At 67.8% G+C, this 25,247-nt stretch carries 22 protein-coding genes; 6 read left to right on the top strand and 16 right to left on the bottom strand.

Annotated elements, in window-relative coordinates; translation table 11 throughout:
* Window positions 1–114: 114 nt before the first annotated feature.
* From QH276_RS11445 to QH276_RS11420, 6 genes are all read left to right on the top strand, one after another.
* Entirely contained in the window at window positions 115–729 is a 615-nt protein-coding gene (locus tag QH276_RS11445; RefSeq protein WP_280402895.1) for a hypothetical protein, read from the top strand.
* Window positions 726–1,901, top strand: a complete 1,176-nt coding sequence (locus tag QH276_RS11440; protein WP_280406722.1) for an acyl-CoA dehydrogenase family protein — start codon at window positions 726–728, stop codon at window positions 1,899–1,901. Before QH276_RS11445 ends, QH276_RS11440 begins: the two co-directional genes overlap by 4 nt.
* A gap of 55 nt (window positions 1,902–1,956) precedes the next feature.
* Window positions 1,957–3,381 carry an aldehyde dehydrogenase family protein gene (locus tag QH276_RS11435; RefSeq protein ID WP_280402897.1) on the top strand — a complete coding sequence of 475 codons (1,425 nt, stop codon included), beginning with the start codon at window positions 1,957–1,959 and terminating at the stop codon, window positions 3,379–3,381.
* 85 nt (window positions 3,382–3,466) lie between these two features.
* Window positions 3,467–4,273, top strand: a complete 807-nt coding sequence (locus QH276_RS11430) for a TauD/TfdA dioxygenase family protein (RefSeq protein WP_280402898.1) — start codon at window positions 3,467–3,469, stop codon at window positions 4,271–4,273.
* A 45-nt stretch (window positions 4,274–4,318) separates the two neighbouring features.
* The gene (locus QH276_RS11425; protein ID WP_280402899.1) at window positions 4,319–4,693 is read left to right on the top strand and encodes a carboxymuconolactone decarboxylase family protein; all 375 of its coding nucleotides are present in this window, start codon (window positions 4,319–4,321) and stop codon (window positions 4,691–4,693) included.
* Window positions 4,693–5,607: an NAD(P)-dependent oxidoreductase gene (locus QH276_RS11420; RefSeq protein ID WP_280402900.1), complete on the top strand. Its 915-nt coding sequence runs from the start codon at window positions 4,693–4,695 to the stop codon at window positions 5,605–5,607. The genes QH276_RS11425 and QH276_RS11420 overlap by 1 nt, the downstream gene beginning before the upstream one ends.
* Window positions 5,608–5,722: 115 nt before the next feature.
* Here the strand turns inward: QH276_RS11420 and QH276_RS11415 are convergent, their stop codons facing one another.
* The 16 genes from QH276_RS11415 to QH276_RS11340 all read right to left on the bottom strand — a co-directional run bounded on the left by QH276_RS11415 (window position 5,723) and on the right by QH276_RS11340 (window position 25,076).
* Entirely contained in the window at window positions 5,723–6,709 is a 987-nt protein-coding gene (locus QH276_RS11415; RefSeq protein ID WP_280401539.1) for an ABC transporter ATP-binding protein, read from the bottom strand.
* The gene (locus QH276_RS11410; protein ID WP_280401540.1) at window positions 6,699–7,721 is read right to left on the bottom strand and encodes an ABC transporter ATP-binding protein; all 1,023 of its coding nucleotides are present in this window, start codon (window positions 7,719–7,721) and stop codon (window positions 6,699–6,701) included. Before QH276_RS11410 ends, QH276_RS11415 begins: the two co-directional genes overlap by 11 nt.
* Before the next feature lie 29 nt (window positions 7,722–7,750).
* Window positions 7,751–9,202, bottom strand: a complete 1,452-nt coding sequence (locus tag QH276_RS11405; protein ID WP_280401541.1) for an ABC transporter substrate-binding protein — start codon at window positions 9,200–9,202, stop codon at window positions 7,751–7,753.
* Between the two features lie 175 nt (window positions 9,203–9,377).
* Window positions 9,378–10,931: an ABC transporter substrate-binding protein gene (locus QH276_RS11400; protein WP_280401542.1), complete on the bottom strand. Its 1,554-nt coding sequence runs from the start codon at window positions 10,929–10,931 to the stop codon at window positions 9,378–9,380.
* Window positions 10,932–10,986: 55 nt separating this feature from the next.
* Window positions 10,987–11,886 (bottom strand): ABC transporter permease, encoded by a 900-nt coding sequence (locus QH276_RS11395; protein WP_280401543.1) that lies wholly within the window; start codon window positions 11,884–11,886, stop codon window positions 10,987–10,989.
* Window positions 11,883–12,836, bottom strand: coding sequence for an ABC transporter permease (locus QH276_RS11390; protein WP_280401544.1), 954 nt, complete (start codon window positions 12,834–12,836; stop codon window positions 11,883–11,885). Before QH276_RS11390 ends, QH276_RS11395 begins: the two co-directional genes overlap by 4 nt.
* Before the next feature lie 325 nt (window positions 12,837–13,161).
* Window positions 13,162–14,154, bottom strand: coding sequence for a LacI family DNA-binding transcriptional regulator (locus QH276_RS11385; RefSeq protein WP_280401583.1), 993 nt, complete (start codon window positions 14,152–14,154; stop codon window positions 13,162–13,164).
* 54 nt (window positions 14,155–14,208) lie between these two features.
* Entirely contained in the window at window positions 14,209–15,459 is a 1,251-nt protein-coding gene (locus QH276_RS11380) for an alpha-hydroxy acid oxidase (protein WP_280401545.1), read from the bottom strand.
* Entirely contained in the window at window positions 15,459–16,910 is a 1,452-nt protein-coding gene (locus QH276_RS11375) for a rhamnulokinase (RefSeq protein ID WP_280401546.1), read from the bottom strand. Before QH276_RS11375 ends, QH276_RS11380 begins: the two co-directional genes overlap by 1 nt.
* Window positions 16,907–18,943, bottom strand: coding sequence for a bifunctional aldolase/short-chain dehydrogenase (locus QH276_RS11370; protein WP_280401547.1), 2,037 nt, complete (start codon window positions 18,941–18,943; stop codon window positions 16,907–16,909). The genes QH276_RS11375 and QH276_RS11370 overlap by 4 nt, the downstream gene beginning before the upstream one ends.
* Window positions 18,944–18,977: 34 nt before the next feature.
* Window positions 18,978–20,165 carry an L-rhamnose isomerase gene (gene rhaI / locus QH276_RS11365; RefSeq protein ID WP_280401548.1) on the bottom strand — a complete coding sequence of 396 codons (1,188 nt, stop codon included), beginning with the start codon at window positions 20,163–20,165 and terminating at the stop codon, window positions 18,978–18,980.
* Between the two features lies 1 nt (window position 20,166).
* Window positions 20,167–21,531, bottom strand: a complete 1,365-nt coding sequence (locus tag QH276_RS11360) for an MFS transporter (protein WP_280401549.1) — start codon at window positions 21,529–21,531, stop codon at window positions 20,167–20,169.
* A 57-nt stretch (window positions 21,532–21,588) separates the two neighbouring features.
* The gene (locus QH276_RS11355; RefSeq protein ID WP_280401584.1) at window positions 21,589–21,942 is read right to left on the bottom strand and encodes an L-rhamnose mutarotase; all 354 of its coding nucleotides are present in this window, start codon (window positions 21,940–21,942) and stop codon (window positions 21,589–21,591) included.
* 293 nt (window positions 21,943–22,235) lie between these two features.
* Entirely contained in the window at window positions 22,236–22,658 is a 423-nt protein-coding gene (locus QH276_RS11350; protein WP_280401550.1) for an SAM-dependent methyltransferase, read from the bottom strand.
* Window positions 22,659–22,790: 132 nt separating this feature from the next.
* Window positions 22,791–24,017 carry a cytochrome P450 gene (locus tag QH276_RS11345; protein ID WP_280401551.1) on the bottom strand — a complete coding sequence of 409 codons (1,227 nt, stop codon included), beginning with the start codon at window positions 24,015–24,017 and terminating at the stop codon, window positions 22,791–22,793.
* Window positions 24,018–24,035: 18 nt separating this feature from the next.
* A complete protein-coding gene (locus QH276_RS11340) occupies window positions 24,036–25,076 on the bottom strand; it encodes a radical SAM protein (protein WP_280401552.1) in 1,041 nt (346 codons plus the stop codon).
* Window positions 25,077–25,247 lie beyond the last annotated feature (171 nt).

Here is a 25,247-nt window from a genome sequence, read left to right as displayed (position 1 = left end):
CCCCTCCCTCGCCTGCGGCGCCCTATACTCAAAAATATACGCGTTCGGATACTTTCTAGTGTGACAGTTATCCGGCACCCGGCGCACCGGCCGTTCCGTACCGAGGGAGAACCCATGACTCCATCCGCCCCGACCCTCTTGCCGTCCCAGGACAACGTGCCGGAGAGCGCCGGCCTCGCATACCTGCACGGCCGGTACCGTCAGGGCATCCGGCCGCGACTGGTGGTGCTCGGGACGACCATGGACGATGCGGTGAGCGCCGCGGGCGGGCGGATATGCGATCTCGCGATGGCCGGCTGGGAGGTCACCGTGCTCGCCGGCACTCTCGACGATCCACTACCGGCCCACATCCTGGGGGCATCCGCACTCGAGCTGGACGCCGCATTCGCTCGGCGGCGCCGGCGACGACCACCGCGCGCCGTCGCCATTTCGGCGGAATTGCTGGCCACCGAGGACAGGCTGCGCAGACGGCTACAGGAGTACCCGGACAGTGCGACGATCGAGATCTCGATCTGGGGGCCCCAGTACGCCGCGGAGACCGCCGACCGGACCGAAATCACCACGCATCGGCTCAGCCACGCCGCCCGCGCCTTCAAGAAACAGGCTCTGCGTGCTGTCCGCGGTGGGGCCGATACGGTGGCGCCCACCGAGAACTTCGGCACCGCTCTCGCCTCCCGGTGGGCATTGCCCGCCTGCGATCCGGCCGCCTTCGGAGGGTCGGTCCGGTGACGGAAGAAGCCGTGAGTACCCACGGAATCGATGACATCGAGGCCAGATTGGTCGGCGTGGTCCGGGATTTCGTCGACCGTGAGGTGCGGCCGGTGGCACGCCGGCTCGAACAGTCCGATACCTACCCCGAACACCTGATAGAGCAGATGAAGCGGATCGGTATCTACGGTGTGGCGATCCCACCGCCCTGGGGCGACGGGAAGGTCTCCACGACCTGCTATTCCTTGATCACCGAGGAACTCGCCCGCGGCTGGATGAGCCTGGCCGGAGCGATGGGCGGCCATACCGTCGTGGCGAAACTGCTCCTGGACTACGGAACCGCCGAGCAGCGGGACCGGTATCTGCCCCGGCTGGCGACCGGCGAGCTACGCGCCACGATGGCACTCACCGAACCCGGCGGCGGCTCGGATCTGCAGGCCATGCGTACCGTGGCCCGGCGCGACGCGGACACCTACGTCGTCAGCGGATCGAAGACCTGGATCAGTAACGCACGCAGATCCGGTCTGGTGGCGTTGCTGTGCAAGACCGACCCGGCAGCCGTCCCCGCGCACCGCGGCATCAGCGTGCTGCTGGTGGAGCCCGGGCCGGGCTTCATGATCTCGCGGGATCTGCCCAAGCTCGGATACAAAGGCGTGGAGAGCTGCGAGCTGACCTTCGACGAGTTCCGGGTGCCCGCCGGCGCACTGCTCGGCGGGGTCGAGGGCCGGGGGTTCGGGCAGATGATGCGGGGCCTCGAGATCGGGCGGATCCAGGTGGCGTCCCGGGCACTCGGGGTCGGCCGGGCGGCGCTGGACGACTCGATTCGGTATGCCCAGCAACGCGAGGCATTCGGCACACCCATCTGGAAGCATCAGTCGATCGGCAACTATCTGGCCGATATGGCCACCGAACTGACGGCCGCGCGCCAGCTGGTGCACCATGCCGCGCGCTGCTACGACTCCGGTGTCCGGGCCGATATGGAGGCCGGGATGGCCAAACTGTTCGCGTCCGAGACCGCGATGAAGATCGCGCTGAACGCGGTGCGCATCCACGGCGGATACGGCTATTCCACGGAATTCGACGTGGAACGGTACTTCCGCGATGCCCCGCTGATGATCGTCGGGGAAGGAACGAACGAAGTGCAGCGCACCGTGATCGCCCGCCAGCTCATCGAGCGCCACCGCCTCGACTGACACGGTCCCACCGCGGCGGCCGCCGCTTCCGTCGCACGCCGAGAGGTGATACCCCATGCCCGCTACCGAATCGTTCATCGACGGTGCCGCCGTGCCCTCCGCCGAGGTGTACGACAATATCGATCCCGCGACGTCACGGCCGCTGGGGCCGGTCGCACGCGGCGGACCGGAGGAGGTGGACCGGGCGGTCGCCGCGGCCCGGCGCGCGCTCCGCCACTGGCGGACCACCGCGCCCGAACACCGGTCGGCAGTGCTCGAGCGGATCGCCGGCGCGATCGAAACCCACCATGCCGAACTCGCCCGGTACGAATGCGAGGACACCGGGAAACCCGCGAGCCAAGCCCGCGCGGACGTCACCGTCGCGGCGCGGTACTTCCGCTTCTACGCGCACGCGATCGACACCTACTACGGCCAGGCCATCCCGCTGAACAGCGACCTGCACGTCTACACCCGGCGCGAACCGCTCGGCGTCACCGGGCATATTGTGGCCTGGAATTATCCCATCCAGCTGATCGCCCGCGCGGTGGCGCCCGCGGTCGCGGCGGGTAACGCCGTCGTCGCCAAACCCGCCGACGAAACACCCCGTACCGCAGTGGCTCTCGCCCGGCTCGCGGTGGAGGCAGGCCTGCCGGCCGGCGTATTCAATGTCGTCACCGGGATCGGCGCCGAGGCCGGTGCCGCACTGGCCGCACACCCCGGCGTCGATTCCCTCGGCTTCGTGGGATCCACCCGTATCGGCTCGGAGGTGGCCGGTGCGGCCGCCCGGCGGGTGGTGCCGGCGGTCCTCGAGCTGGGTGGTAAATCTCCGCAGATCGTTTTCGCCGACGCCGATCTCGATACCGCGGCGGATTTCGTCACCCGGGCGATCCTGCAGAACGCCGGCCAGACCTGTTCGGCGGGTTCCCGGCTACTGGTCGCGGAATCCGTGCACGACGCCCTGGTGGAGAAGGTGCTGCGGCGGTTTGCCCGGGTCACCCTCGGACCCGGGCGCGACGATCCCGATCTGGGACCACTGATCTCCCGTAAACAGCAGACCCGGGTCGCCACCATGGTCGCCGGCCTCGGCCAGGGCGAAATCCTCTGCGGGGGCGCCGTTCCCACCGGCGACGGCTTGACCGAAGGCGCCTACTTCCCGCCGACGCTCATCGACGAGGTCGATCCGGCGGATCCGATCGCGCAGGAAGAGATCTTCGGGCCGGTTCTCACCGTCAACAGCTTCGCCGACGACGAGCACGCCGTCGCCTTGGCCAACGGCACCGACTACGCCCTGCTCGCGGCGTTGTGGACCCGCGACCTGTCCCGCGCGCACCGGCTGGCGGCCGAGATCGTGGCCGGACAGGTCTACGTCAACACCTACGGCGCCGGCGGCGGTGTCGAATTGCCGTTCGGCGGATTCCGGAAATCCGGGTACGGCAGAGAGAAGGGCGTGGCGGCCCTCGACGCCGTCACTGCCACCAAAACCGTTGTGGTGAAGCTGTGAACGCGCGTCACGCTCCCGCTCGCTCGGTCCACCCGCCCGTCGCTTGCCCGAAACGCAGCGCACAACAGTGTCAGGAGATGTCCCGATGACCGAAACCGTAGCCCTGAGCCCAGAGCTGGGAGCCGAACTGACCGATGCCGGCGACCTGCTGTCCGACGCCACCGTCGCCCGGATCCGCGAGGCGATCAAATGGCGCGGCGTCCTGTTGATCCGCGGCGCCCATCTCGACGATCCGGCGCAGCTCGAGCTGAGCCGCAAACTGGGCACCGTACTGGCGCCCGGCGGCCGGGAAATCTTCACCGTGTCGCTGGACCCCGGCAAGAACCCCACGGCCGAATATCTCAAAGGCACCTTCTGCTGGCATATCGACGACACCACCAACCGGATACCCGCGAAGGCCACCATGCTCACCGCACGACATGTGGCCATGGTCGGCGGCGGCACCGAATTCGCCAGCACCTACGCCGCCTACGAGAACCTGCCCGAGAGCGAACGCAAACGATATGCGGGCCTGCGAGTGGTCCACAGTCTCGAGGCGGCGCAACGGGCGGTGCACCCCGACCCCACCGAACAGCAACTCGCCCAATGGCGCCGGATCCCCACGCACGAGAGCGCGCTGGTCTGGCGGCGCCGGGACGGGCGGCGGTCGCTGGTCATCGGCGCCACCGCGGACCATATCGTCGGCATGGACCCCGATCGCAGCCGTGAGCTACTCGACGAACTCCTGGAATGGTCCACCCAGCAGCGTTTCCGCTACACCCACGAATGGTCGGCCGGAGATCTGGTGATCTGGGACAACACCGGCATGCTCCACCGCGCCCTGCCCTACGATCCCGACTCCGAGCGGACCATGCACCGCACGACCCTCGCCGGCGACGAGGCGTGGAATTAGGCCCCGGCCCGAGACCACTACCCCACTACAGGCAGGAAACTATTCATGAACCAGGACACCTACGACAAGGGGCGCCGGATTCGCACCCGCGTCCTCGGCGCTGACTACGTCCGCAACACCGCCGCCGACGATTTCACCCAGCCGCTGCAGGACCTCGTCACCGAGTACTGCTGGGGAGCGGTCTGGGGTCGCGACGGCCTGTCGCCGAAAACGCGTTCCATGCTCAACCTCGCCATGCTCTCGGTACTCAACCGGCCGCACGAATTGCGCACCCACGTCAAGGCAGCCCTCAACAACGGTGTGACCCGCGACGAGATCCGCGAGGTACTGCTGCAGGTCGCCGTGTACGCCGGCGTCCCGGCTGCCGTCGACGGTTTCCGGATCGCGCGGGAAGCACTGGCCGAAACGGACAACGGCTAGTGGGCACCACGGATATCGGGTTGATCGGCCTGGGCAAGATGGGGTTCGCGATGGCCGCGCGGCTGCGGGACACCGGCCACCGGCTCGTGGTGTTCGACGCCCGCACCGAGGCGATCGACCGGGCGGTCGCGCTCGGCGCCGCCGCGGCGGCCTCCCCCGCGGACGTGGCCGACCGCGCCGAGACCGTCCTGACCAGTCTGCCGACACCGCAGGTATCACTGGAGGTCGCCACCGGTAGCGAGGGCATCGTCCACGGTGCACGGGTGCGCCGGGTCGTCGAACTCTCCACTATCGGCACGCACGCTGCCCGGCAGCTGTCGGAGTTGCTCGCCGCGCGCGGTATCGCTCTGCTCGACTGCCCGGTGAGCGGCGGTGTCACGGGGGCGCGCAACGGCACCCTCGCCATCATGGCTTCGGGGCCGGACGACGCGTTCGCGGCCACCACAGCGCTTCTCGAATCGCTCGGCCGGCCGTTCCTCGTGGCCGCCGAGCCCGGTGCGGGCCAGACGATGAAGTTGATCAACAACCTGATGGCCGCCGCCACCCTGGCCGCGACCGCCGAGGTGATGGTCATGGGGGTGAAGGCGGGCCTGGACCCGGCGGTGATGATCGATGTCCTCAACGCCGGCTCGGGCGCGACCCACGCCAGCCGCGACAAATTTCCCCGTGCGGTACTCCCCCGTACCTTCGACTTCGGTTTCGCCACCGGACTGATGACCAAGGACGTCCAGCTCTACCTGCGCGAGGCCGAGACGCTCGGTATTCCGACCGAACTCGCCCGAACGGTCGCCCGGCGCTGGGAGGAGACCCGGGACGCCCAGGGCCCGGATTCCGATTTCACGTCCATCGTGAAACCCCTCGAGGCGGCCGCGGGCGTGATCGTCGGCGGAGGAGACGACCGCCGCAGCCCCTGACAACTCCGCCACCGGCGCCGGCTCGGGCACCTGGCACGCGATCGAGCACGGGCGCATGTCGATCCGTGCATCCCGCCGGCTCCGCGCGGGCGGGATGCACGGTGATTCCGGGCGCTCAGCCGCCGGTCAGCGGAAAGTGACAGGCCGCGTACTGCCCCGGCCGCATCTCACGGACCTCCGGTTCCTCCTCGGCGCAGCGTTGCTGGGCGTACGGGCAGCGGGTCCGGAACCGGCAGCCTCGTGGCGGCGCGAGTGGTGAGGGAATATCACCGGCCAGCGCGGGGCCGGCGAAGCCCTCGTCGGGGTCGGCAAGCGGGACGGAGTCGAGCAGCGCCCTCGTGTAGGGGTGCGCCGGCCGGTCGTACACCTCGACGGCATCACCGAACTCGCATACCTTGCCGAGGTACATCACCAGGACGTTATCGCTGATCGTGCGCACGACACCGAGGTCGTGACTGATGAACACCACGGTCAGGTCGTATTCGGCCTTGAGTTCGGCGATGAGATTGAGGATCTGCGCCTGCACCGAGACATCCAGTGCCGAAACCGGTTCGTCGCAGATCAGCAGCCGGGGACCGACCGCCAGCGCCCGCGCTATCGCGATACGCTGGGCCTGGCCACCGGACAGTTGCCGGGGCAGCGCACCGGCGAACCGCTCGTCGCCCATCCCCACCTTCGCCAGCACTTCCGCGGATTTCGACGCGCGTTCGTCGGCCGGCTTTCCGGCCACCGCCAACCCTTCGACGACGATATCGCGCACCGGCCGCCGCGGATTCAGCGAGGCCACCGGGTCCTGGAAGATCATCTGCATCTCGCGCCGCAATGCACGCATACGGCGGCCGTCGGCCTCGTCGATCTGCTCGCCGGCGAAGGCGATCCGCCCGGAGGTCAATCGGTCCAGACGGAGTACGGCCCGGCCGGTCGTCGACTTCCCACATCCCGATTCCCCGACGATACCGAGGGTTTCGCCGGGCAGGACGTCGAAGCTGACCGCCGACACCGCCTGCACGGTACCGCCGTCGGTGTCGTACTCGACCACCAGGTCGCGCACGCTGAGCAGTGCCGCGTCGTCGCGCAGATGCGCGGTTCCGCTACCCGCCATGGATCTCACCACCGGAATCGGAATGGACTGTTATCGGTTGAAGAGCCGGATTCGCGCAGGCCACCGCATGGTCCGGGGCGATCTCGGTCAACGCGGGGCCGGGCGCTTCGCGGCACCCCTCGGTGACGTGACCGCACCGGGGCGCGAACCGGCAACCGGACGGCGGTGCCGCCGGATCCGGTAAGCCGCCTTGGATCAGCCGCAGTGGCGCGTACCGCTGCCGTTCGATGGACGGCGTGGCCTCCATCAGGGCCCGGGTGTAGCGATGCCGGGGAGCGGTGAAGACCTGCCGGGTTCCCCCGCATTCGGCCAGCCGCCCGGCGTACATGACCGACACCCGGTCGGTGCGACCGGCGACCACCGCGAGGTCGTGACTGATCAGCATCAGCGACATCCCCCGGTCCCGCTGTACACGGCGCAGCAGGTCGAGGATCTGCCGCTGGATCGTCACGTCCAGCGCGGTGGTCGGTTCGTCGGCGATCAGCAGATCGGGTTCACAGGCCAGCGCGATCGCGATCATCACGCGTTGCCGCATACCCCCGGACATCTCGTGCGGATAGTTGCGTAGCCGGCGCTCCGGATCCGGGACCCCGACCTCCCGCAGCAATTCGAGGGCACGGGTTCTCGCTTCGGAACGGCTGGTTCCGAGATGTTTGCGCATCCCCTCGGTGAGCTGGCGTTCGATGCGTACAACGGGATTGAGCGACCGCCCAGGATCCTGGAAGACCATGGCGATCTGCTTTCCCCAGATCTCCAGCTTTTCCTTCTTGGACAGCGCGAGAATGTTCCGGCCCCGGAACACGACTTCACCGGAGCAGCCGGCGCGGGGCGGTAGCAGGCCCATAATCGCCCGGGCCATCACCGATTTCCCGGATCCCGATTCGCCCACCACGCCCAGCGCCTGAGCCGGCTCGACCTCGAAGGACACATCGTCCACGGCTCGCACGACGCCGCGTTCGGTATTGATATAGGTGTGCAGGTTTCGCACCTGCAGATTCGGTTGCGAACTCATGGGTCTCGGCTCTCCTCGGTTCGTGCCCGCTACTCGGCGATCCACAGTTCCTCGGGCCGAATCGATCCGGCGCCGTACATGGTGAGTCCGCCGACATTCCTGCCGGTGGCCGCGCCCGCGACGGTCCGGGTGTAGAAGATGGCAGGCATCAGTTCGATCAACCGCTGCTGAACCGTCCGGTAGGCCGCCTTGCGCTCCGCCACATCTGTCGATGTCCGGCCGATATCGAGGGCCTCGTTCAGGCGTTCGTCGTCGATGCCGGCGGTATTGCGGCCCGAGTCCCCGTGGAAAGCCGTCCACATCCGCGGCTCGGGATCGTCGAAGAACGCACCGCCGGTCATCATGTCGAAATCGTGCGTATAGCGCAGTTTGATCAGGTCGATGATATCGACGACCTTCACTTCGACGTGGACATTGGCGAACGCGCTGAGCTGAGCCTGCACGCTTTCCGCCAGCAGCCGGTTCTCCGTCTGCGCGGTTGTGGTGAAGGTGAACGATACGGGCTTGCCCTCGGCCGCCAGTTCGTCGAACAACCGTTGCGCGGTCGCCGGATCGTGCGTGTGCAGCGGCAGGTCCGGCACGAAGTACGGAGAGTTCTCGCGGAACAGGGTGGTCGGCAGTTCCGCGCTTCCGTTGTAGATGGTCAGGTCGAGCGCGTTCACATCGATCGCGGCCGCGACGGCCCGGCGGGCACGCACATCGTCGAACGGCGCTCGCCGCATATTCATCGACAGGTGCTGGCCGCCGTGCAGCGGCGATACCGCGGTGGGGAAGCTCTGATTCGCCAGCTTTTCGATACTGCCCCAGTTGGAGCTGGTGATCACGTCCGAACCACCGCTGATCAGAGTGTTGTAGCCCTGGACGGAATCAGCGGAGGTCCGCAGTTCGATCCGGTCCAGATACGGTTTCGGCGCATCCCAGTAGTGCGGATTCTTCACCAGTTCGAGCACGTCCTGGCGGGCCCACCGCACGAGGGTGAACGGACCGGCCCCCACCGGGTTGCTGTCGAACGCCGCCCGCCCCGCCTGCAGCGCTTGCGGTGAGGCGATCCAGTTCATCGAGCTTTCCACAATGGTGTAGGCGAAATGCGGTACGGGGTGGTGCATTCGCACCCGCAACGTGGTGGGGTTCACGACCTCGGTCGATGCGATCACCGCCGCATCCTCGAGATAGGACGATCCGTTCTCGGGGACGCCGAAGCGGTCCCAGTTGAATTTCACGGCCGCCGCGTCCAGCGGGGTCCCGTCGGAGAACCGCAGCCCCGGCCGCAATGTCAGCTCGAAGGTGGTTCCGCCGTCTCGCGTGGCGAAATCCGTTGCCATGGCGTAGTCGATTTCTCCGCTTTCCGGATTGTTGACCAGCAATGTCCCGAACAGGGCGTTGCCGAGGAAGGCGTTGATCACCCACTGATTTCCCATAGCCACCGGGTCGAGGGTGCGCGGCTCACTGATCTGGATGACCTGTGCGGTGCCACCGGCCACCGGGTCCCCACCGGGACCGGTTCCCGACCCGGTTCCGCCGCAAGCGGCCAGTACGAGGGCCGTGCAGCATACGGCGATCGAACGAAAGAGCGATGTTCGGAACATCATTGTTCCTCTCGAAGGAGAATCGGGGAGTGAAGGGGATGGAGTTGTGGGTCCGGAGGTTGTGCGGCGGTCAGTTTTCGACCCATAGCTCCTCCGGTAGCAGGGAGCCGTAGCCGTATTGGACGACGCCACCGACATTGCGCCGGGAGACGACGCTGGGTTCGTTCCTGACCTGGAAGAGCACCGGGACGAGTGTGTTCAGCCGTTCCTGCACCCGGCGGTACGCGTCCGTCCGTTGTCCGGCGGTCGTGCCGGCCCGGCCGTCCCGTAGTGCCCGGCTCAGCTCCGCATCGTCGATCCCGGACAGGTTGCGGCGGGACGTGCGGTGGAATGCCGACCACAACGCCGGTTCCGGGTCGGTGAAATTCGCGGAGCTCGTCGTCATATCGAAGTCGTTGGTCCGGCGCAGTTCGATCACCTCGGTGATATCCGCGACCGCCACCTCGACCTTCACATTGCCGAACGCGCTGAGCTGTGCCTGCACGTTCTCCGCCAGCGCCCTGATCTCCGCAGTGGGACCGCTGGTGAAGGTGAAAGATACCGGCTTACCTTCGGCTGCCAGCTCGTCGAAGAGTCGTTGCGCGGTCTGCCGGTCCGGCCGCGGGAGCGGCTGATCGGTATGGAACGGCGAAGTGTCACCGAAAAGAGTTGTCGGTACCTGGCTTTCGCCCTGGTAGATCGCGACGTCGATCGCATCGAAGTCGATCGCGGCGGCCACCGCCCGGCGGGCACGCACATCGTCGAAGGGCGGCCTGCGGGTATTCATGGTCAGGTTCTGGCCGCCGTGCAACGGCACGGTATCGGTCGGGAAACCCGCCGCCCGGGCCTCCGCGAGACTCGCCGGGTTGGTCTCGATCACCAGATCGGCACCGTCACTGATCAAGGTATTGATTCGCTGCCGGGTATCGCCGTTGCTACGCAGGGTGATCGCGTCGAGGTAGGGTTTGGGCGCATCCCAGTACCCGGGGTTCCTCACCAGTTCGATGGTGTCGCCACGGGCCCAGTGACGCAGCGTGAAGGGGCCGGCGCCGACCGGATGGCTGTCGAACCGGTGCCTGCCCGCCGCGAGCGCGGCGGGAGATGCGATCCAGTTCAGCGGGGTGCCGTTTATCGCCTCCGCGAAATTCGGCACCGGCTCGGCCATGGTGATGGCGAGCCGGTTGGTGCCGACGACTGTGGTCGCGGCCATCATCGACGCTTCCTGCAGGTGGGCCGCTCCGTTCGCCGGGTCTTTGACGCGGTCCCAATTGAATTCGACGGCCGCCGCGTCCAGCGGAGTCCCGTCGGAGAACCGGAGGCCCGGGCGCAATGTCAACTCGAAGGTGGCGCCTCCGTCATGGCTGGCGAAGCTTTCCGCCATGGTGAATTCGACTGCGCCCGTCTGCGGGTCGTTGATCATCAGGGTCCCGAACAAGGCGTTGCCGAGCAAAGCATTGAGCACCCACTGGTTTCCCAGCGTCGCCGGATCGAGGCTGCGCGGCTCGGTCATCTGGACGATCCGCGCGGTGCCACCGGGTACCGGGGTGTCGCCGGCCGGTTTTTCGTTGTTCGGACCGCTGCACGCGGTCAGCAGTGCGGACAGAGTGATCAGGGCTGTGACGAGCAGACCACCACGTCGAATCATCGTTCGGTACCTCGAGCGCTAGCACGGAAGGGTAGGTCGGGAGCGGGTGGGCCGGTCAGTCACGCATGGTGCGATCGAAGCGGCCGCGCAGGTGATCGCCCGCCTGGTTCAGGGCGAAGACGGTGCAGAAGATGACCGCGGCCGGCACGAAAACCAAGTGCGGTGCACTGGCGAGGCTGTCCTTGCCGTCGGAGATCATTCCGCCCCAGCTCGGTGTCGGCGGCGGAATGCCGAGCCCGAGGAAACTCAGCGAGCCTTCGGCGACGATGAGCGCCGCCATGACCACCGGGAGATAGGCCAGCAGTGGCGGCAGGACGTTGGGCAGTATTTCCCGGCCCAGGATCCGGCCGTGCCCGGCACCCATGTTCCGGGCGGCGAGGACGAACTCCCGGGCCGTCCACGTCAAGGTGTTGGCTCGGGCGAGCCTGATGAACGAGGGGATGATGATCAGCGACAGACCCGCCATCAACGTGCTCAATCCCGGAGCGAATACCGCGGTCAGCGCCATCAGCAGGATGAGCGGCGGGAACGCCAGCATCGTATCGCTGAACAGCCGGATCCCCGCGTCCGTCCGCTTCTGGAAGTAGCCGCCCAGCATCCCGATACTCGCCCCGATCGCCGATCCGATGAGGGTCGCGACGGTACCGACCAGCAACGACACCTGGGCTCCGTAGACACACCGCGACAACAGCGACCGCCCCAGGTTGTCGGTGCCGGCCAGCAGATCGAGTGAGCCGAGTTGCGGTGGCCGGCGTGGCGGGCCGACCGGAATCGAATACGAGGCCAAGGGGAGCAGATCCGCGAAGATCGCCGCTCCGATCATCACGAACAGCCAGGCATAGGACAGGTACACCAGTATCGAGCGAGGTTTGCGCACTCGCGGGACTTCCGGTTTCGGCGGTGCATCGGCCGGCTGTTTGCGGTCGATATCCTGTCGTACATCGGCCCGAGTCATACCGTGGCCACCTTTCTGACGCGCGGGTCGATCAGCTCGTAGCTCGAATCCACCAGGGTGTTGACGACGACATAGACGACCGCCATGAACGCGACGATGCCCTGCACCATGATGAGGTCCCGGGAAACGATCGAGGAGGCGAGCAATTGGCCGAGTCCGGGCAGCGAGAACAGGGTTTCGACGATCACCGTCCCACCGATCAAGCGCCCGAGATTGATACCGGCCAGGGTGATCAACGAGAACGACGAGGGACGCAGCGCATGCCGGAACATCACGTACCACTCGTTCATACCCTTGGCCCGGGCGGCTCCGATGAAATCCTCACGCAGGGTGGTGATCAGGTCCGTCCGCAGCAGCCGGTGGAATGCGGCGATCTCCATCAGCGCCATCGCGATGGCCGGCAGCAGCGCCGACTGCAGATTCGGCCCGATTCCGTCCTCGAGACGGTTCCATCCGGTCACCGGCAGCCAGCCCAGTTCGACGGCGAAGAAGTAGATGAGCACCGGTCCGGCGACGAACGCGGGTACGGAGAGGAAGACCGAGGAGAGCGCGGCTGTCCCGCGATCGACCGGACCGCCCGGCCGCAGCGCCGACAACACGGCGAGGAAGACCGCGCTGACCAGCGCGATAGCAAGTGCCATGGCAGCCAATTGGAACGTCACCGGCAATCGCTCCATGATCGCCGTCGTCACCGATTGCCCGGTGAGCGGTGAGGTGCCCAGATCACCTTGGGCCGCATTTCCGATCCAGTTGAGGTATTGCGCCCAGAGCGGCTGGTCGAGACCGAGCTTGGCATCCAGCGCCGCAACGGCTTCCGGCGTGGCCGCGTCGCCGAGAATGGCCTGCGCCACCGATCCCGGAGCGAAACTCAGGAGCACCACCACCGCCAGGGTGACCAGGAGGACCACCAGCAGACCTCGGCCCAATCGCCTCACCAGGGAGACCATCATCCACCTTCGCCTTTCCGGAGCGCGCGACCGTACGACCGGACACCCACGGATGCCTGGCTCGTCACTGTTGGTCTGATGCGGCTACACGCACATGATGAGAATTGGATTCTTCTCGTTTAGATTCATGTTTGCGTTGTAGGTAGAATCATATTCTACCTAGCGTCGCGCCGCCGGAAAACGGCAAAAGATCTCCGGAACCCCTGGTGACAGCCGTTTCCGGCGGCGGAACGGGCGTACGGACGAGCACAGCGACAGCGCCGCGACGCGTTCAGCCGCATGGTGCACTCACAGCAACGCCGCTCCGCCCGGGCCGGACGAGAGCGGGTCAGCGCGTCACGGTGGACGCGCGTTCGATCAGGTCGGGTCGGTAGCAGACGTGTTCCGGTCGTCCCGCCGTGTTGTTCGCCGCGGCGACCAAGAGGTCGATGGCCGACGCTCCGATCTCCGCGCTGGGCTGGCGGATCGACGTGAGTGGTACGACGGCCGATTGTGCGAAATCGATATCGTCGTAACCGACCAGCGCCACTTCGTCCGGTACGGCGATCCCCCGCAACATGAACGCCTGCAGGATCCCGATAGCGAGCAGATCGTTGACGCAGAACACGGCGTCCGGGCGGTCACCGCCGGGCAGGTCGGCAAGCCGTTCACCCGCGTCGCGGCCGGCCAGCACGGTGGGTGCGGGGGTATCGATCGGGGTGATCGTCACCCCGGGGAACTCGGCGGCGGCGCGGCGGGCACCGGCGCGCCGATCGGCGACCTGGGTGAGCGAAGCGGGACCGCCGACGACGGCGATGCGGCGGCGGCCGAGCGCGCACAGATGCCGTACCGCCAGGTCGCCACCGGCGATATCGTCCACCGCCACCGAGGAGAACGGCGTGCCGTGGCCGTCGCGGTCCACCAGCACCACCGGTACGCCGCGGCGGTCGAGCGCGCGCAGGCGTTCGTGATCGTGCCCGGCCGGGGTGATCATGAGCCCGGAAACCCGTTGTTCGTCGAAGGTCTCGACATAGCGGCGCTCCCGGGCGGGGTCATCGTCGCTGGAGCCGAGCAGCACCACCAGATCGTGCGCGGCGGCACGGGTCTGCGCCGCGCGGGCGACATCGGAGAAGAACGGGTTACCGATATCGAGCACGACGAGGCCGACACAGCGGGAGCGGCCGGCCTTGAGTTGCCGGGCCGCGTCGTTGCGGACGAAGCCGAGGCGGTCGATGGCGGCGTGCACCCGTTCGACCGTCGCCGGCGCCACCTTCTCGGGGGCGTTGAGCACATTGGAGACGGTGCCGACCGACACCTGGGCCGCCGCGGCGACCTCTCGCATGCTCACCACCGGTAGCCGCGCCTCCTCCGTGCCGGTACCGGCACCTCGCCCGAATTACTCACCCCGATCTTGGCCAGGCAGAGCACGCGGGGCAAGTCTGGTCAGCTGGGTGACGTGGCGGGGTTCGAGTTCCTCGAGGCAGGTCACCCCGAGCAGCCGCATGGTGCGTTCGATCTGCCCGGTCAGGATCTCCACGGCGCGGGCGACACCGGCCTCGCCGCCGGCCATCAGGCCGTAGAGATAGGCGCGGCCGATGAGGGTGAACCGGGCGCCCAGCGCGATCGAGGCGACGATATCGGCGCCGGACATGATCCCGGTGTCGAGGATGATCTCGGTATCGTCGCCCAGTTCGGCCGCCACCTCGGGTAGCAGGTGGAACGGTATCGGCGCCCGGTCGAGTTGGCGGCCGCCGTGATTCGACAGCACGATTCCGTCGACGCCGGTATCGACCACGGCACGTGCGTCGGCGAGGGATTGGATCCCCTTGACCACGACCTTGCCCGGCCACTGGTCCCGGATCCACGCCAGGTCTTCGAAGTTCACCGTCGGATCGAACATGGAGTCCAGCAGTTCCGCGACGGTGCCCGACCAGCGGTCCAGGGAGGCGAACGCCAGCGGCTCGGTGGTGAGGAAGTCGATCCACCAGCGCGGCCGGGGTAGCGCGTCGAGCACGGTGGCGGGGGTGAGCGCGGGCGGGATGGACATTCCGTTGCGGGTATCGCGCAACCGGGCGCCGGCCACCGGGACATCCACCGTCACCAGCAGGGTGTCGAAACCCGCGGCGGCGGCCCGCTCGACCAGAGCCATGGAGCGGTCGCGGTCCTTCCACATGTAGAGCTGGAACCAGTTACGGCCGTCCGGATTCGCCGCGGCGACATCCTCGATGGAGGCGGTGCCCATGGTGGACAGCGAGAAGGGAATACCGGCGCGGCCCGCCACCCGGGCACCCGCGTACTCCCCTTCGGTCTGCATCATCCGGGTGAAACCTGTGGGGGCGATACCGAACGGCAGCGATACCGGGCCACCGAGGACGTCCCACCCCGTGGTGACCTTGGAAACGTCGCGCAGGATCGCCGGATGGAATTCGATATCGAGGAACGCCTGCCGCGCACGGTCCAGCGAGATCTCGCCCTCCGCGGCGCCGTCGGTGTAGTCGAAGGCGGCCCGCGGGGTGCGCCTTTTGGCGATCCGGCGCAAATCCTCGATGGTCAAGGCGGCCTCGAGCCGCCGTGCGGCGCCGAGCCGCGGTTTCTTGAACTGCAGCAGCGGCGCGAGGTCGCGGGGGCTGGGTAGCTGTCGTTTCATCAGCCTGCTTTCCTGACAGGTTCGGCGGTCGGTTCGTACCGGTGCGGCGGGAACGCGGCGGCCACCTCGGCGCGCAGCGCGTCCACATCGCCGTGCAGCAGGCCGTGGGTGCGCGCCTGCACCAGGATATTTCCCAGCGAGGTCGCCTCGACGGGCCCGGCCAGCACCGGGACACCGGCGTGCTCGGCCAGCAACCGGCACAGCAGCCGGTTGCGGGCACCGCCGCCGACCAGGTGGATCGTGTGCACGGGAAGGCCGGTGAGTTCCCCGGCGGCCCGGACGCCGCCGGCGAAGGCGGCGGCGAGACTTTCCACGATGGCGCGCACCATCGGCACCGGGCCGTCCGGCACCGGCAGGTCCCGGGTGGTGTACCAGTCGGCGATGCGGGCGGGCATATCACCGGGGGTGAGGAAAACCGGGTCGTCCACATCGAAGACGGCGACCGGGGCGGGAGCATCGGCGGCCGCGGCCAGCAGCCGGGCGAGATCCACCGTGTGGTCGGCGCGCTGCCAGTGCCGCACCGATTCGCTGAGCAGCCACAACCCCATGACGTTGCGCAGATAGCGGGTGCGCCCGTCGAGCCCGGCCTCGTTGGTGAAATTGGCGGCCCGCCCGGCCGCCGAGACGAGCGGCGCGGGCAGTTCCACCCCGACCAGCCCCCAGGTTCCGCAGGAAATATAGGCGGCGGTGTCCGGTGTCATCGGTACCGCGGCGACAGCGGATGCGGTGTCGTGGGAGGCGACGGTGCTCATGGTGAACGCCCGGTTCAGCCCGAAAGCCGCGGCAACCCCGGGAAGTACCGGACCCAGCACGGTGCCGGGTTCGACCACGTCCGGGAAGAGGTCCGGTAGTCCCAGCCGGGTCCGTATTTCGTGGTCCCAGCGGCCGTCCAGCCCGAGCAGTCCGGTGGTGGAGGCGTTGGTGTGTTCGGTGACCCGGGCACCGGTCAGCCAGTAGCCGAGCAAGTCCGGGATCAGCAGCGCCTCGTCCGCGGACGCCAGTACACCCGACAGCCGCTCGGTGGCGAGCTGATAGATCGTGGTGAACGGCAGGAACTGCAAACCGTTGCGCCGGTAGAGTTCTTCCTGGTTCACCATGGCATGCACGGCGTCCACCCCGGCGGCGGAACGGGTGTCGCGGTAGTGATAGGGCAGGCCCAGCGGCGCGCCCTGCCGGAACAGTCCGTAATCGATTGCCCACGAGTCGATTCCCGCACCCAGCAAGCCGGGTTCCAGCCGCGCAGCCTCGGCCAGGCCCCGGCCGATATGCCGGTACAGACCGGGCAGATCCCAGTGCAGCGCCTCCCGCTCGCCGTGCCACAGCGGCAGCGGGTCGTTCGCGAACCGGGCGACCTGACGCATGGTGATCCGCCCGGGCCCGACCCGCGCCAGCATGACCCGACCGCTGGTGGCGCCGAGATCGACCGCGGCGACCGCGCCGGTGCCGGTCATCGCAGGAACGCCGCGGCGACCCCGGCGTCGACCGGCACGTGCAGTCCGGTGGTGTGCGAGAAGTCGGAACTGCACAGTGCGAACGCGGCATTGGCGATGTGTTCGGGCAGAACCTCCCGCTTGAGCAGGGTTCGTTGCGCGTAGAACGCGCCCAGTTCCGATTCCTCCACTCCGTACACGGCGGCGCGCTGCGCACCCCAGCCGCCGGCGAAGATCCCCGACCCGCGCACCACGCCGTCCGGGTTGATGCCGTTGACCTTGATGCCGTGTTCCCCGAGTTCGGCCGCCAGCAGCCGCACCTGATGCGCCTGATCGGCCTTGGCGGCCGAATAGGCCACATTGTTCGGGCCGGCGAACACCGAATTCTTCGACGAGATGTAGAGAATATCGCCGCCCATCCGCTGGTCGATGAGCGCGCGGGCCGCCGCCTTGGCCACCAGGAACGAACCCTTGGCCATCACGTCGTGCTGGAGGTCCCAGTCCGCCTCGGTGGTCTCCAGCAGCGATTTCGACAGCGACAGACCCGCATTGTTGACCACCAGGTCCAGGCCGCCGAAGGCGAGCAACGCCGCGTCCACGGCGGCCTGGACCTGCCCCTCATCGGTGACATCGGCACCGAAGCCGATCGCCACGTCGGCCGAGCCGATCTCGGCCGCGACCTCGGCGGCCTTCGCCGCGTCCCGGTCCGCGACCACGACGCAGGCGCCCTCGGCGGCCAGCCGCTGCGCGATGGCCTTCCCGATACCCGACGCCGCCCCGGTCACCAGGGCGATCCGGGTGGCCAGCGGTTTGGGCTTCGGCCGCCGCGCCAGTTTGGCTTCCTCGAGCGACCAGTACTCGATGCGGAACTTCTCCGCTTCGTCGATCGGCCGGTAGCGGGAGACCGATTCGGCGCCGCGCATGACATTGATGGCGTTCAGGTAGAACTCGCCGGCCACCCGCGCGGTCTGCTTGTCCGCGCCGTAGCTGAACATGCCGACCCCGGGGATCAGCACGATGGCGGGGTCGGCGCCGCGCATGGCCGGGGAGTCCGGGGTGGCGTGGCGTTCGTAGTAGGCGCGGTATTCGGCACGATACGCCTCGTGCAGCTCGGTGAGCCGCTCCTTGCACCGCTCGATCGAGGCGTCGGCGGGCAGGTCGAGCACCAGCGGCGCGACCTTGGTGCGCAGGAAATGGTCCGGGCAGCTGGTACCCAGCGCCGCCAGCCGCGGATGCTCGGCATGGGAAAGGAATTCGAGCACCGGCGCGGTATCGGTGAAATGCCCGACCTGGCGCCGATCGGTGGAGGCCAGCCCGCGCAGGAACGGGGCCAGCGCGGCCGCCTTGACCCGGCGCTCCGCCGCCGGCAGCGCGCCGTAGCCCGGCAGTTCGGCCCCGAACGGCTCGGCCTTGCCGTTGGTGGCCAGGTACTCCTCGACGGTGCGGATGATCTCCAGCGAATGCGCCTCGGCCTCGGCGGAGGTATCGCCCCACGCGGTGATGCCGTGCCCGCCCAGGATGGTGCCGATGGCCTGCGGGTTGTCGCGGCGGATCGCGGCGATATCGAGCCCGAGCTGGAACCCGGGACGCCGCCACGGCACCCACACCACCCGGTCGCCGAAGATCTTCTCGGTCAGCTCCGGCCCGTCGACGGCGGTGGCCAGCGCGATCCCGGAGTCCGGGTGCAGATGGTCCACATGCGCCGCCTCCACCAGGCCGTGCATGGCGGTGTCGATCGAGGGGGCGGCGCCGCCGCGTCCGTGCAGGGTGTAGTCGAACGCGGCGACCATCTCGTCCTCGCGGTCCACCCCCGGGTACACCCCGGTCAGGGCGCGCAACCGGTCCAGCCGCAGGACGGCCAGGCCGCTCTCGGTCAGGGTGCCGAGATCGCCGCCGGAACCCTTGACCCACATCAGTTCGACAGGCTCACCGGTCACCGGATCGATGTCGGTGCCCTTGGCGGAGGTGTTTCCGCCCGCGTAGTTGGTGTTCTTCGGATCGGCGCCGAGCCGGTGGGACCGGGCGATGAGTTCCGCGACCGTGGGGTGGGTCATGACGAAAAATTCCTCTTTCTGGTGGTCGGTGTGGTCAGGCGCCCCAGGAGGCGGCGGGTCCGGTGCGTTCGGCGGCAAGCCGCTGCTGTTGCCCGGAATCGGCGTATGCGGCCATCGGGTCCTCCGGCAGCCCTCGCTCGGCGCGGCGGGCCGCCAGCAACGGCCGCACATCGGTGTAGAAGGCATCCATGAACACGGCGTTGGCGCCGAGCACATCCCCCGCTTCCTGCGCGGCCGTCAGCGCCGCGAGATCGACCAGCGCGGCCCGCCCCGTCATCTCCTCCACATTGAGCACCGAGCGGAGCTGGCCGGGGATCTTGTCCTCGATGTTGTGGCACTGATCCAGCATCAGCGCCACCCCGTTCGCCGGGTCGAGCCCGCCACCGCGCAGCACTTCGAACAGAATGCGGAACAGCTGGAACGGATCCGCCGCCCCGACGATCAGATCGTCGTCGGCGTAGAAGCGGGAATTGAAATCGAACGACCCCAGTTTCCCCAGCCGCAGCAGCTGCGCCACGATGAATTCGATATTGGTGCCCGGCGCGTGATGCCCGGTGTCCAGGCAGACCACCGCCCGCTCCCCCAGCGCGCTGACCTGAGCGTAGGCGGTACCCCAATCCGGCACATCGGTCATGTACATGGCCGGTTCGAAGAACTTGTACTCCAGCACCAGCCGCTGGTTCTCCCCCACGTGCTGGTAGATGGCGGCCAGCGATTCGGCGAGCCGGTCCTGCCGGCCCCGGATATCGCCCTGCCCGGGGTAATTGGTGCCGTCGGCCAACCAGATTTTGAGGTCACGCGAGCCGGTCTGCGCCATGATCTCCAGACAGGCCAAGTGGTGGTCGATCGCCTTCTGCCGGATCCGCTTGTCGGTATGGGTCAGGCTGCCGAACTTGTAGTCGTCGTCCTGGAAGGTGTTGGAGTTGATCGTGCCCAGCCCGACCCCGAGCTCCGCGGCGTACCGGCCGAGTTCGGCGTAGTCGTCCACGGTGTCCCACGGGATGTGCAAGGCCACGGTCGGCGCGAGTCCGGTGAGGCGGTGCACGGTGGCCGCGTCGGCGATCTTTTCCCGCACCGTCCGGGCAGTGCCCGGAGTGCCGAACACCTTGAACCGGGTACCGGAATTGCCGAACGCCCAGGACGGCAATTCGATCGCAAGCGATTCCAGTGCGGTATCGATGGGCACGGCGGATGTTCCTTTCGCAACGGACGGATTCGGCATCTCAGCGGCCTCCCACCGGAGCGGCCGCGATACCGCCGCCGGTCCCGGCTTCCGGGAGCACTCCCGGCGCGGCGGATCCGGTGACCGGGCTGCCGTACCGCTCGACCTCGATCTCGCGCAACGTCTTACCCTGCGTTTTCGGGGCGAAGAGCGCGCCGATCGCCAGCGCCACGGTGAGCAGGCCGATCAGCAGCAAACCCACGACGGTGAGGCCGGTGGCGGCCAGCATGGTCGGGAAGAAGTAGCTCAGCAGGCCGGTCGCCGAACGCACCACGAAGAACATGAACCCCTGGGCACTGGCCCGGTACGGCGTCGCGAACAGTTCGCTGGTCCACAGGCTGTAGAACGCCTGCGCCCCGATACCGCTCGAGATACCCCACAGCACCGCGAAGATCAGCAGCGTCGGCATGCCGGAATCGGTGAAGAACACCAGGACGCACCAGGCCAGCACACCGAGCGCCGCGCCGATCACGTACAGCAGCCGCTGCGAGACCCGGTCGGCGTAGGCCATGAACCCGAAGTAGGTCGCGGCGACGGTGCAGCCCCAGACCAGCACCTGCAGCAGGTTCTGCTGGACCGCGCTGTCCACCCCCGCGCTCTCGTAGACCCGCGGCATGAAGATGCCCGCTTGGCCGGCGACGGTGTTCCAGAAACCGTAGATACCGATCAGCACCAGCAGCGCGATGATGTTGACCCGCCGGGAGAACAACCCGCGCATACCCTGGCCGCCGGTGGTGGCCTGCGTGGCCGACCCCGCACCGGAGCCGGTTTCGTCCTGCCAGATCTGCGATTCGGCCAGGCCCTGCCGGATCCACCAGACCACCGCCGCGACCACGAACAGATGCAGGAAGATCAGCCGCGACCCGAGCAGTTCCAGCGGCGCCAGCGCCGCGGCCAGCGCGAACCCGACCAGCGGCCCGACCGACCAGGCCAGCTGCGCGGTACCGACATGGCGGGCGCGGTCGGTGGTCGGCGCCTGTTCGGCGATATAGGTCCAGGAGGCCGGTACGCCCGCGCCCACCGCGATACCGGTGATCACGAACGCGGCCAGCAGCATCGCGAAATTCATCGCGAAGGTCGCCAGCAGCACACCGGCCATGTAGACCAGCAGGTCGTAGGTGTAGATCGCCTTACGCCCGAAGCGGTCACACAGCGGCCCGCCGATCCCCGCGCCGATTGCCGCGCCGAAGGCGTTCGCGCTCAATGCGGCCAGCAGGCCGACGGCGAAATTGCTGATGCCGAACGCGTCCTGCCAGAAGGTCAGGCTCGTGGCGATGGCGATGATGGAACCCGCCTCGATGTAATTGGACATCGCGACGGATATCGTCGCTTTCCACCCGGTGGTGGTTCGTGCGCCTACCTTCATGGTCTTTCCTCGGGGTCTAGCAGGGTTCTCGGAGCGAAGTCGGGACGAGCCGTGAGCTCAGTCGAGGTGGAAGTACTCGGTGAGGCGGTACATGGTCTCGTCCGGCCGCACGCCTTGCTCTCCCCTGGCCCCCGTGGGCGGCCGGAAGTACTCGGCCATCGTGGCCTGCCAGCGCGCGTTGACCTCGGTGGCCGCCATCGCCGCCTGGGCCCGCGCGAAGTCCGGGGTCTCCAGATAGCCGACCACCAAGCCGTCGTCCGGACGGAGGAACAGCGAGTAGTTCGTCCAGCCCGCCGTACGCAGGGCCGCGAGCATATCCGGCCACACCGTGGCGTGCGCGGCGAGGTAGTCCTCGACGCGTTCCGGGCGCAGGGCCAGCAGGAAACAGACTCGTTCGGTGGTATCGGGCATCCGGGTTTCCGCCTCGTCGTTGAAACGTTTCAATTTGTGAGTGCCGCCACTGTAGGCCGCGCCGGGTGATCAGGTCAACACCTTCGGCGGAACAGGGCGCCGGCACACCGCGCCGACCGGCGGCGACAGCACCGGGCCGAACCTCCGCACCGGGCCGGGACGCGCCCCCGATCAGTAGCACTGCGTCCGCGACCCATCAGGGTTCGGGGTGAAGCCGCGCTGCCGGTCGTTGCTCGTGCTTTCGGGACTTCGGTGAGGTGTCCACCGGCGCCCCGGCCGTCCGGGATTGCTCGTCATAAAGTGATCTCACGCAGCGGGTCACCCCCGTCGACAAACAATCGTCCGCGCGGTGTCAGCGCAGCCGCGATCCGCGCCGCCGCCACCGCGCCCGCCGCCGGATACCGCCCGTCGAGCGCACCCACGCGTACCGCGAATGCCAGGTCGTACGGCTCCTCACCGGGGAGCAGCGTGAAGTCCTCGATACTCGTACAGCGCACACTCAGCAGACCGGCCGCGAGCTCTTGCGCGGCGGTGCGGCGGATCGCCGCGATACCTGTGGCGGATCGGTCGACAACGAGGATATGCCCGGCACCGATCCGCCGCGCCACCTCACGAGCTGCCGCGCCGGGCGCACCGCCGATTTCGAGCACCCGAATACCCGGGTGCAACGGCAGTGCCGCCACCACGGCAGCCAGCCGCGCCGAGAGTCCGCTCATGCGCTTCCCTTCCGAGATCGGAGAAGCGCAGTCTCGCACCGGAGACCGACAGGTACGGCGATCTCACGAACTTCGGGCGGCGTTGCCGATTTCCCGGCGACCCGGGCGCCCGCCGCGAAGAACTGCTCGTTCTCAGCCCTCGAGGCGGACCGGTAGCCGCCGCAATCCGTGCAGCGCCCGGGAAGGCACCGGCTTCGGCTTACCCACTATGCGGGCGTGGGGATATCGCTCGAAGAATTGCCGGACGGCGACGGCGGCTTCCGCGCGGGCCAGCGCGGCGCCGATACAGAAATGGATTCCGGCACCGAAGGTGAGATGGCGATGCGGTTCCCGGCGTTGCGGATCGAACACCTGGGGATCGGGGAAGATCTCCGGGTCACGATTCGCGGCGGCCAGCAGCACGACGATCGGGGTCCCCGCGGTGACGTCGCGGTCACCGAGCCGGGTATCGGTCTTCGCGACCCGGACCACGTACTGAACCGGCGCGTCGTAGCGCAGCGATTCCTCGATCACCGCTGTGTAATCCCCGTCGTCCGGACGCAGATGGGGCTGCCGCAACAGCGTGTGCAGCGTGTTCCCGAGCAGGTGCGTGGTGGTGCCGAAACCGCCGACCAGAAGCATGCTGCACGTGGCGATGGCCTCGCGCAGGGTCAGCTGCGCGGGGCACCGGCCCGCCAGGCTGGCGATGAGACCGAGCCCGGCCGGGTCCGCAGCGCTGAGACGTTCCCGGAAATACGTGGTCATCTCGGTGGCGAGAGCACGGGAACGTTGCCGTTCCTGCGCCGTTCTGGCGCCGTCCAGCAACGAGGCCAGAACGTTGCCCCACGCCGCGAACCGCGGGGCGTCCGTATCCGGGAGGCCGAGCAGATGCGAGATCACCGCCATCGGAACGGCTTCGGCGTAGCCGGTGACCAGATCGGCGACTCCGTCGCGGGCGAGTTCGTCGAGGCGCTGTCCGACGACCTTCTCGATCAGCGGCCCCAGCTCGCCGAGTTCGCGCCGGTGGAAAGTGGGAGCGACAAGCGACCGCAGTTCCGTGTGCCGGGGTGGTTCCAGCTTCAGGAACGAATCGTTCACCGGGTGCACGAGCGTGACGTCACCGCTTTCGTTGCGACGGCGGGCCGACGCCCCGATGGGCGCCGGGCCGAAGTCGCCGCCCGTCAGCACCTGATAGCTCAGGGCATGGGAGGCAGTGAACAGCAAGCCGCGGCGGCTGCCCGCCAGGGCGCCACGGGCGCGGACCTTCTCGTACTGCCGATGCCGGTCGGACCCGGGCGGGGCCCAGAGGATCCGTGCGCCCGGGTCACCACGAACGACATCGGCGAAGAGCCGCGCCGTCTCCAGAGACAGTGCTGCCATGTGGACCGTCGCCCGACGTCAGGCGCCGACGGCCGATTCGGCGGGTGCCTGGCGCGCGGAATGGTAGCTCGACCAGTAGTACTGGCGGTAGAACTCCTCGGCCAGCGTCACCCAGGTGTTCAGCATGCCGGTATCGCCCAGGAACCGGTGCATATTGACCAGCAACCAGCTCCACACGGCCTGACTGTCCCGGCAGTTGTCGCAGTCCCCGGTGGTGGCGCAGTACTGAACACTGTGGTCCGTCCGGTAGGCGTTGAAACGGCCGACGATCGGATGACCTTCGGTGAGGCGCTGGGCATGTGCCGGATGGTCGTTGCTGATACTCGGGCAGGTCTCGCGGCCGAATGTTCCCCAGTGGGTGCGGCCGGTGACCAGCGTGCGGTAGTAGTAAGGGTCACCGACAACGGTTTCGGGATATGTCTCGCGCATCCGCGTCATTTCCTCGATTGCCCGTTCTTCGTTGGCCAGGCGCGCGGTGGGATCGGTGCCGTTGTCGCTGTAGTACCCGAAGTTGATCTGATTGCCGTTGGCCGCGATGGCCTCGACCGTTCGTTCGAGGTGCGGCATCCCGGCCTCGCTGAGCGTGTACACCCAGGTGGCGCGGGGATCGTTGGTGTAGGCGCGCAGCGCCTTGTCGAACAGGCCGCTGATCCGCCGGCCGTTGACCCCGTGCCCGCGTAACTCGTCGTCCACCGGACCGCCACCCCACAGGGACACCGCGATGGCGATATTCTCCAGTCCGTCGTACGGAATCGGCCGCGTCCCGTTGGTCACCACAGTGACATGGCGAATCGTCTCCGCGAAGACCCGGACCCGGTCCAGGACCAGCGCCGGCTCCCCGCCGATCAGCAGTGTGCTGGTGATCTTCTTGTTGTCACGCAGGTCTTCGGCGAACGCGCGGATGGTGTCCAGATCACGGATCTCGACACTCTGCTTGTCCATATCGTGTTCGAAGAACCAGCATCCCTTGCATCGCAGGTTACAGGCGTCGGTAACCCACACCTCCACCGTTCGGATCCCCCGGGCCACGTCGTTCACGCGCATCAATCGTTCGGCCAATGCCGGATCCTCTTGCGCGAGTTCGAATGCTCGGGTTAAAATGCGTTCCTTGCTTGGCCTGACGTCCAGAAAAACGGGCTGAGGCACAACATCCTCCTCGGTGCGATGCGGCAGATTTGCACGCTGCTAGATGTCACCGGCGAGTCGAAACTGTCGGAAATCGATAGTGCT

Origin of the sequence: Nocardia carnea, from assembly GCF_029869215.1 — a bacterium.
Taxonomy (GTDB): Bacteria; Actinomycetota; Actinomycetes; order Mycobacteriales; family Mycobacteriaceae; genus Nocardia; species Nocardia carnea_B.
The sequence above is the reverse complement of the archived record's forward strand: the minus strand, read 5'-3'. Positions and strand labels throughout refer to the sequence as shown.

What these genes read in the sequence shown, in the direction of transcription:
- QH276_RS11380 (WP_280401545.1), bottom strand. Translation starts at nt 15,459, where the DNA reads ATGAAACGACAGCTACCCAGCCCCCGCGACCTCGCGCCGCTGCTGCAG.
- QH276_RS11355 (WP_280401584.1), bottom strand. Translation starts at nt 21,942, where the DNA reads ATGCCCGATACCACCGAACGAGTCTGTTTCCTGCTGGCCCTGCGCCCG.
- rhaI (WP_280401548.1), bottom strand. Translation starts at nt 20,165, where the DNA reads ATGCCGAATCCGTCCGTTGCGAAAGGAACATCCGCCGTGCCCATCGAT.
- QH276_RS11425 (WP_280402899.1), top strand. Translation starts at nt 4,319, where the DNA reads ATGAACCAGGACACCTACGACAAGGGGCGCCGGATTCGCACCCGCGTC.
- QH276_RS11445 (WP_280402895.1), top strand. Translation starts at nt 115, where the DNA reads ATGACTCCATCCGCCCCGACCCTCTTGCCGTCCCAGGACAACGTGCCG.
- QH276_RS11395 (WP_280401543.1), bottom strand. Translation starts at nt 11,886, where the DNA reads ATGACTCGGGCCGATGTACGACAGGATATCGACCGCAAACAGCCGGCC.
- QH276_RS11410 (WP_280401540.1), bottom strand. Translation starts at nt 7,721, where the DNA reads ATGAGTTCGCAACCGAATCTGCAGGTGCGAAACCTGCACACCTATATC.
- QH276_RS11350 (WP_280401550.1), bottom strand. Translation starts at nt 22,658, where the DNA reads ATGAGCGGACTCTCGGCGCGGCTGGCTGCCGTGGTGGCGGCACTGCCG.
- QH276_RS11415 (WP_280401539.1), bottom strand. Translation starts at nt 6,709, where the DNA reads ATGGCGGGTAGCGGAACCGCGCATCTGCGCGACGACGCGGCACTGCTC.
- QH276_RS11390 (WP_280401544.1), bottom strand. Translation starts at nt 12,836, where the DNA reads ATGATGGTCTCCCTGGTGAGGCGATTGGGCCGAGGTCTGCTGGTGGTC.
- QH276_RS11375 (WP_280401546.1), bottom strand. Translation starts at nt 16,910, where the DNA reads ATGACCGGCACCGGCGCGGTCGCCGCGGTCGATCTCGGCGCCACCAGC.
- QH276_RS11370 (WP_280401547.1), bottom strand. Translation starts at nt 18,943, where the DNA reads ATGACCCACCCCACGGTCGCGGAACTCATCGCCCGGTCCCACCGGCTC.
- QH276_RS11430 (WP_280402898.1), top strand. Translation starts at nt 3,467, where the DNA reads ATGACCGAAACCGTAGCCCTGAGCCCAGAGCTGGGAGCCGAACTGACC.
- QH276_RS11400 (WP_280401542.1), bottom strand. Translation starts at nt 10,931, where the DNA reads ATGATTCGACGTGGTGGTCTGCTCGTCACAGCCCTGATCACTCTGTCC.
- QH276_RS11385 (WP_280401583.1), bottom strand. Translation starts at nt 14,154, where the DNA reads ATGCGAGAGGTCGCCGCGGCGGCCCAGGTGTCGGTCGGCACCGTCTCC.
- QH276_RS11435 (WP_280402897.1), top strand. Translation starts at nt 1,957, where the DNA reads ATGCCCGCTACCGAATCGTTCATCGACGGTGCCGCCGTGCCCTCCGCC.
- QH276_RS11345 (WP_280401551.1), bottom strand. Translation starts at nt 24,017, where the DNA reads ATGGCAGCACTGTCTCTGGAGACGGCGCGGCTCTTCGCCGATGTCGTT.
- QH276_RS11360 (WP_280401549.1), bottom strand. Translation starts at nt 21,531, where the DNA reads ATGAAGGTAGGCGCACGAACCACCACCGGGTGGAAAGCGACGATATCC.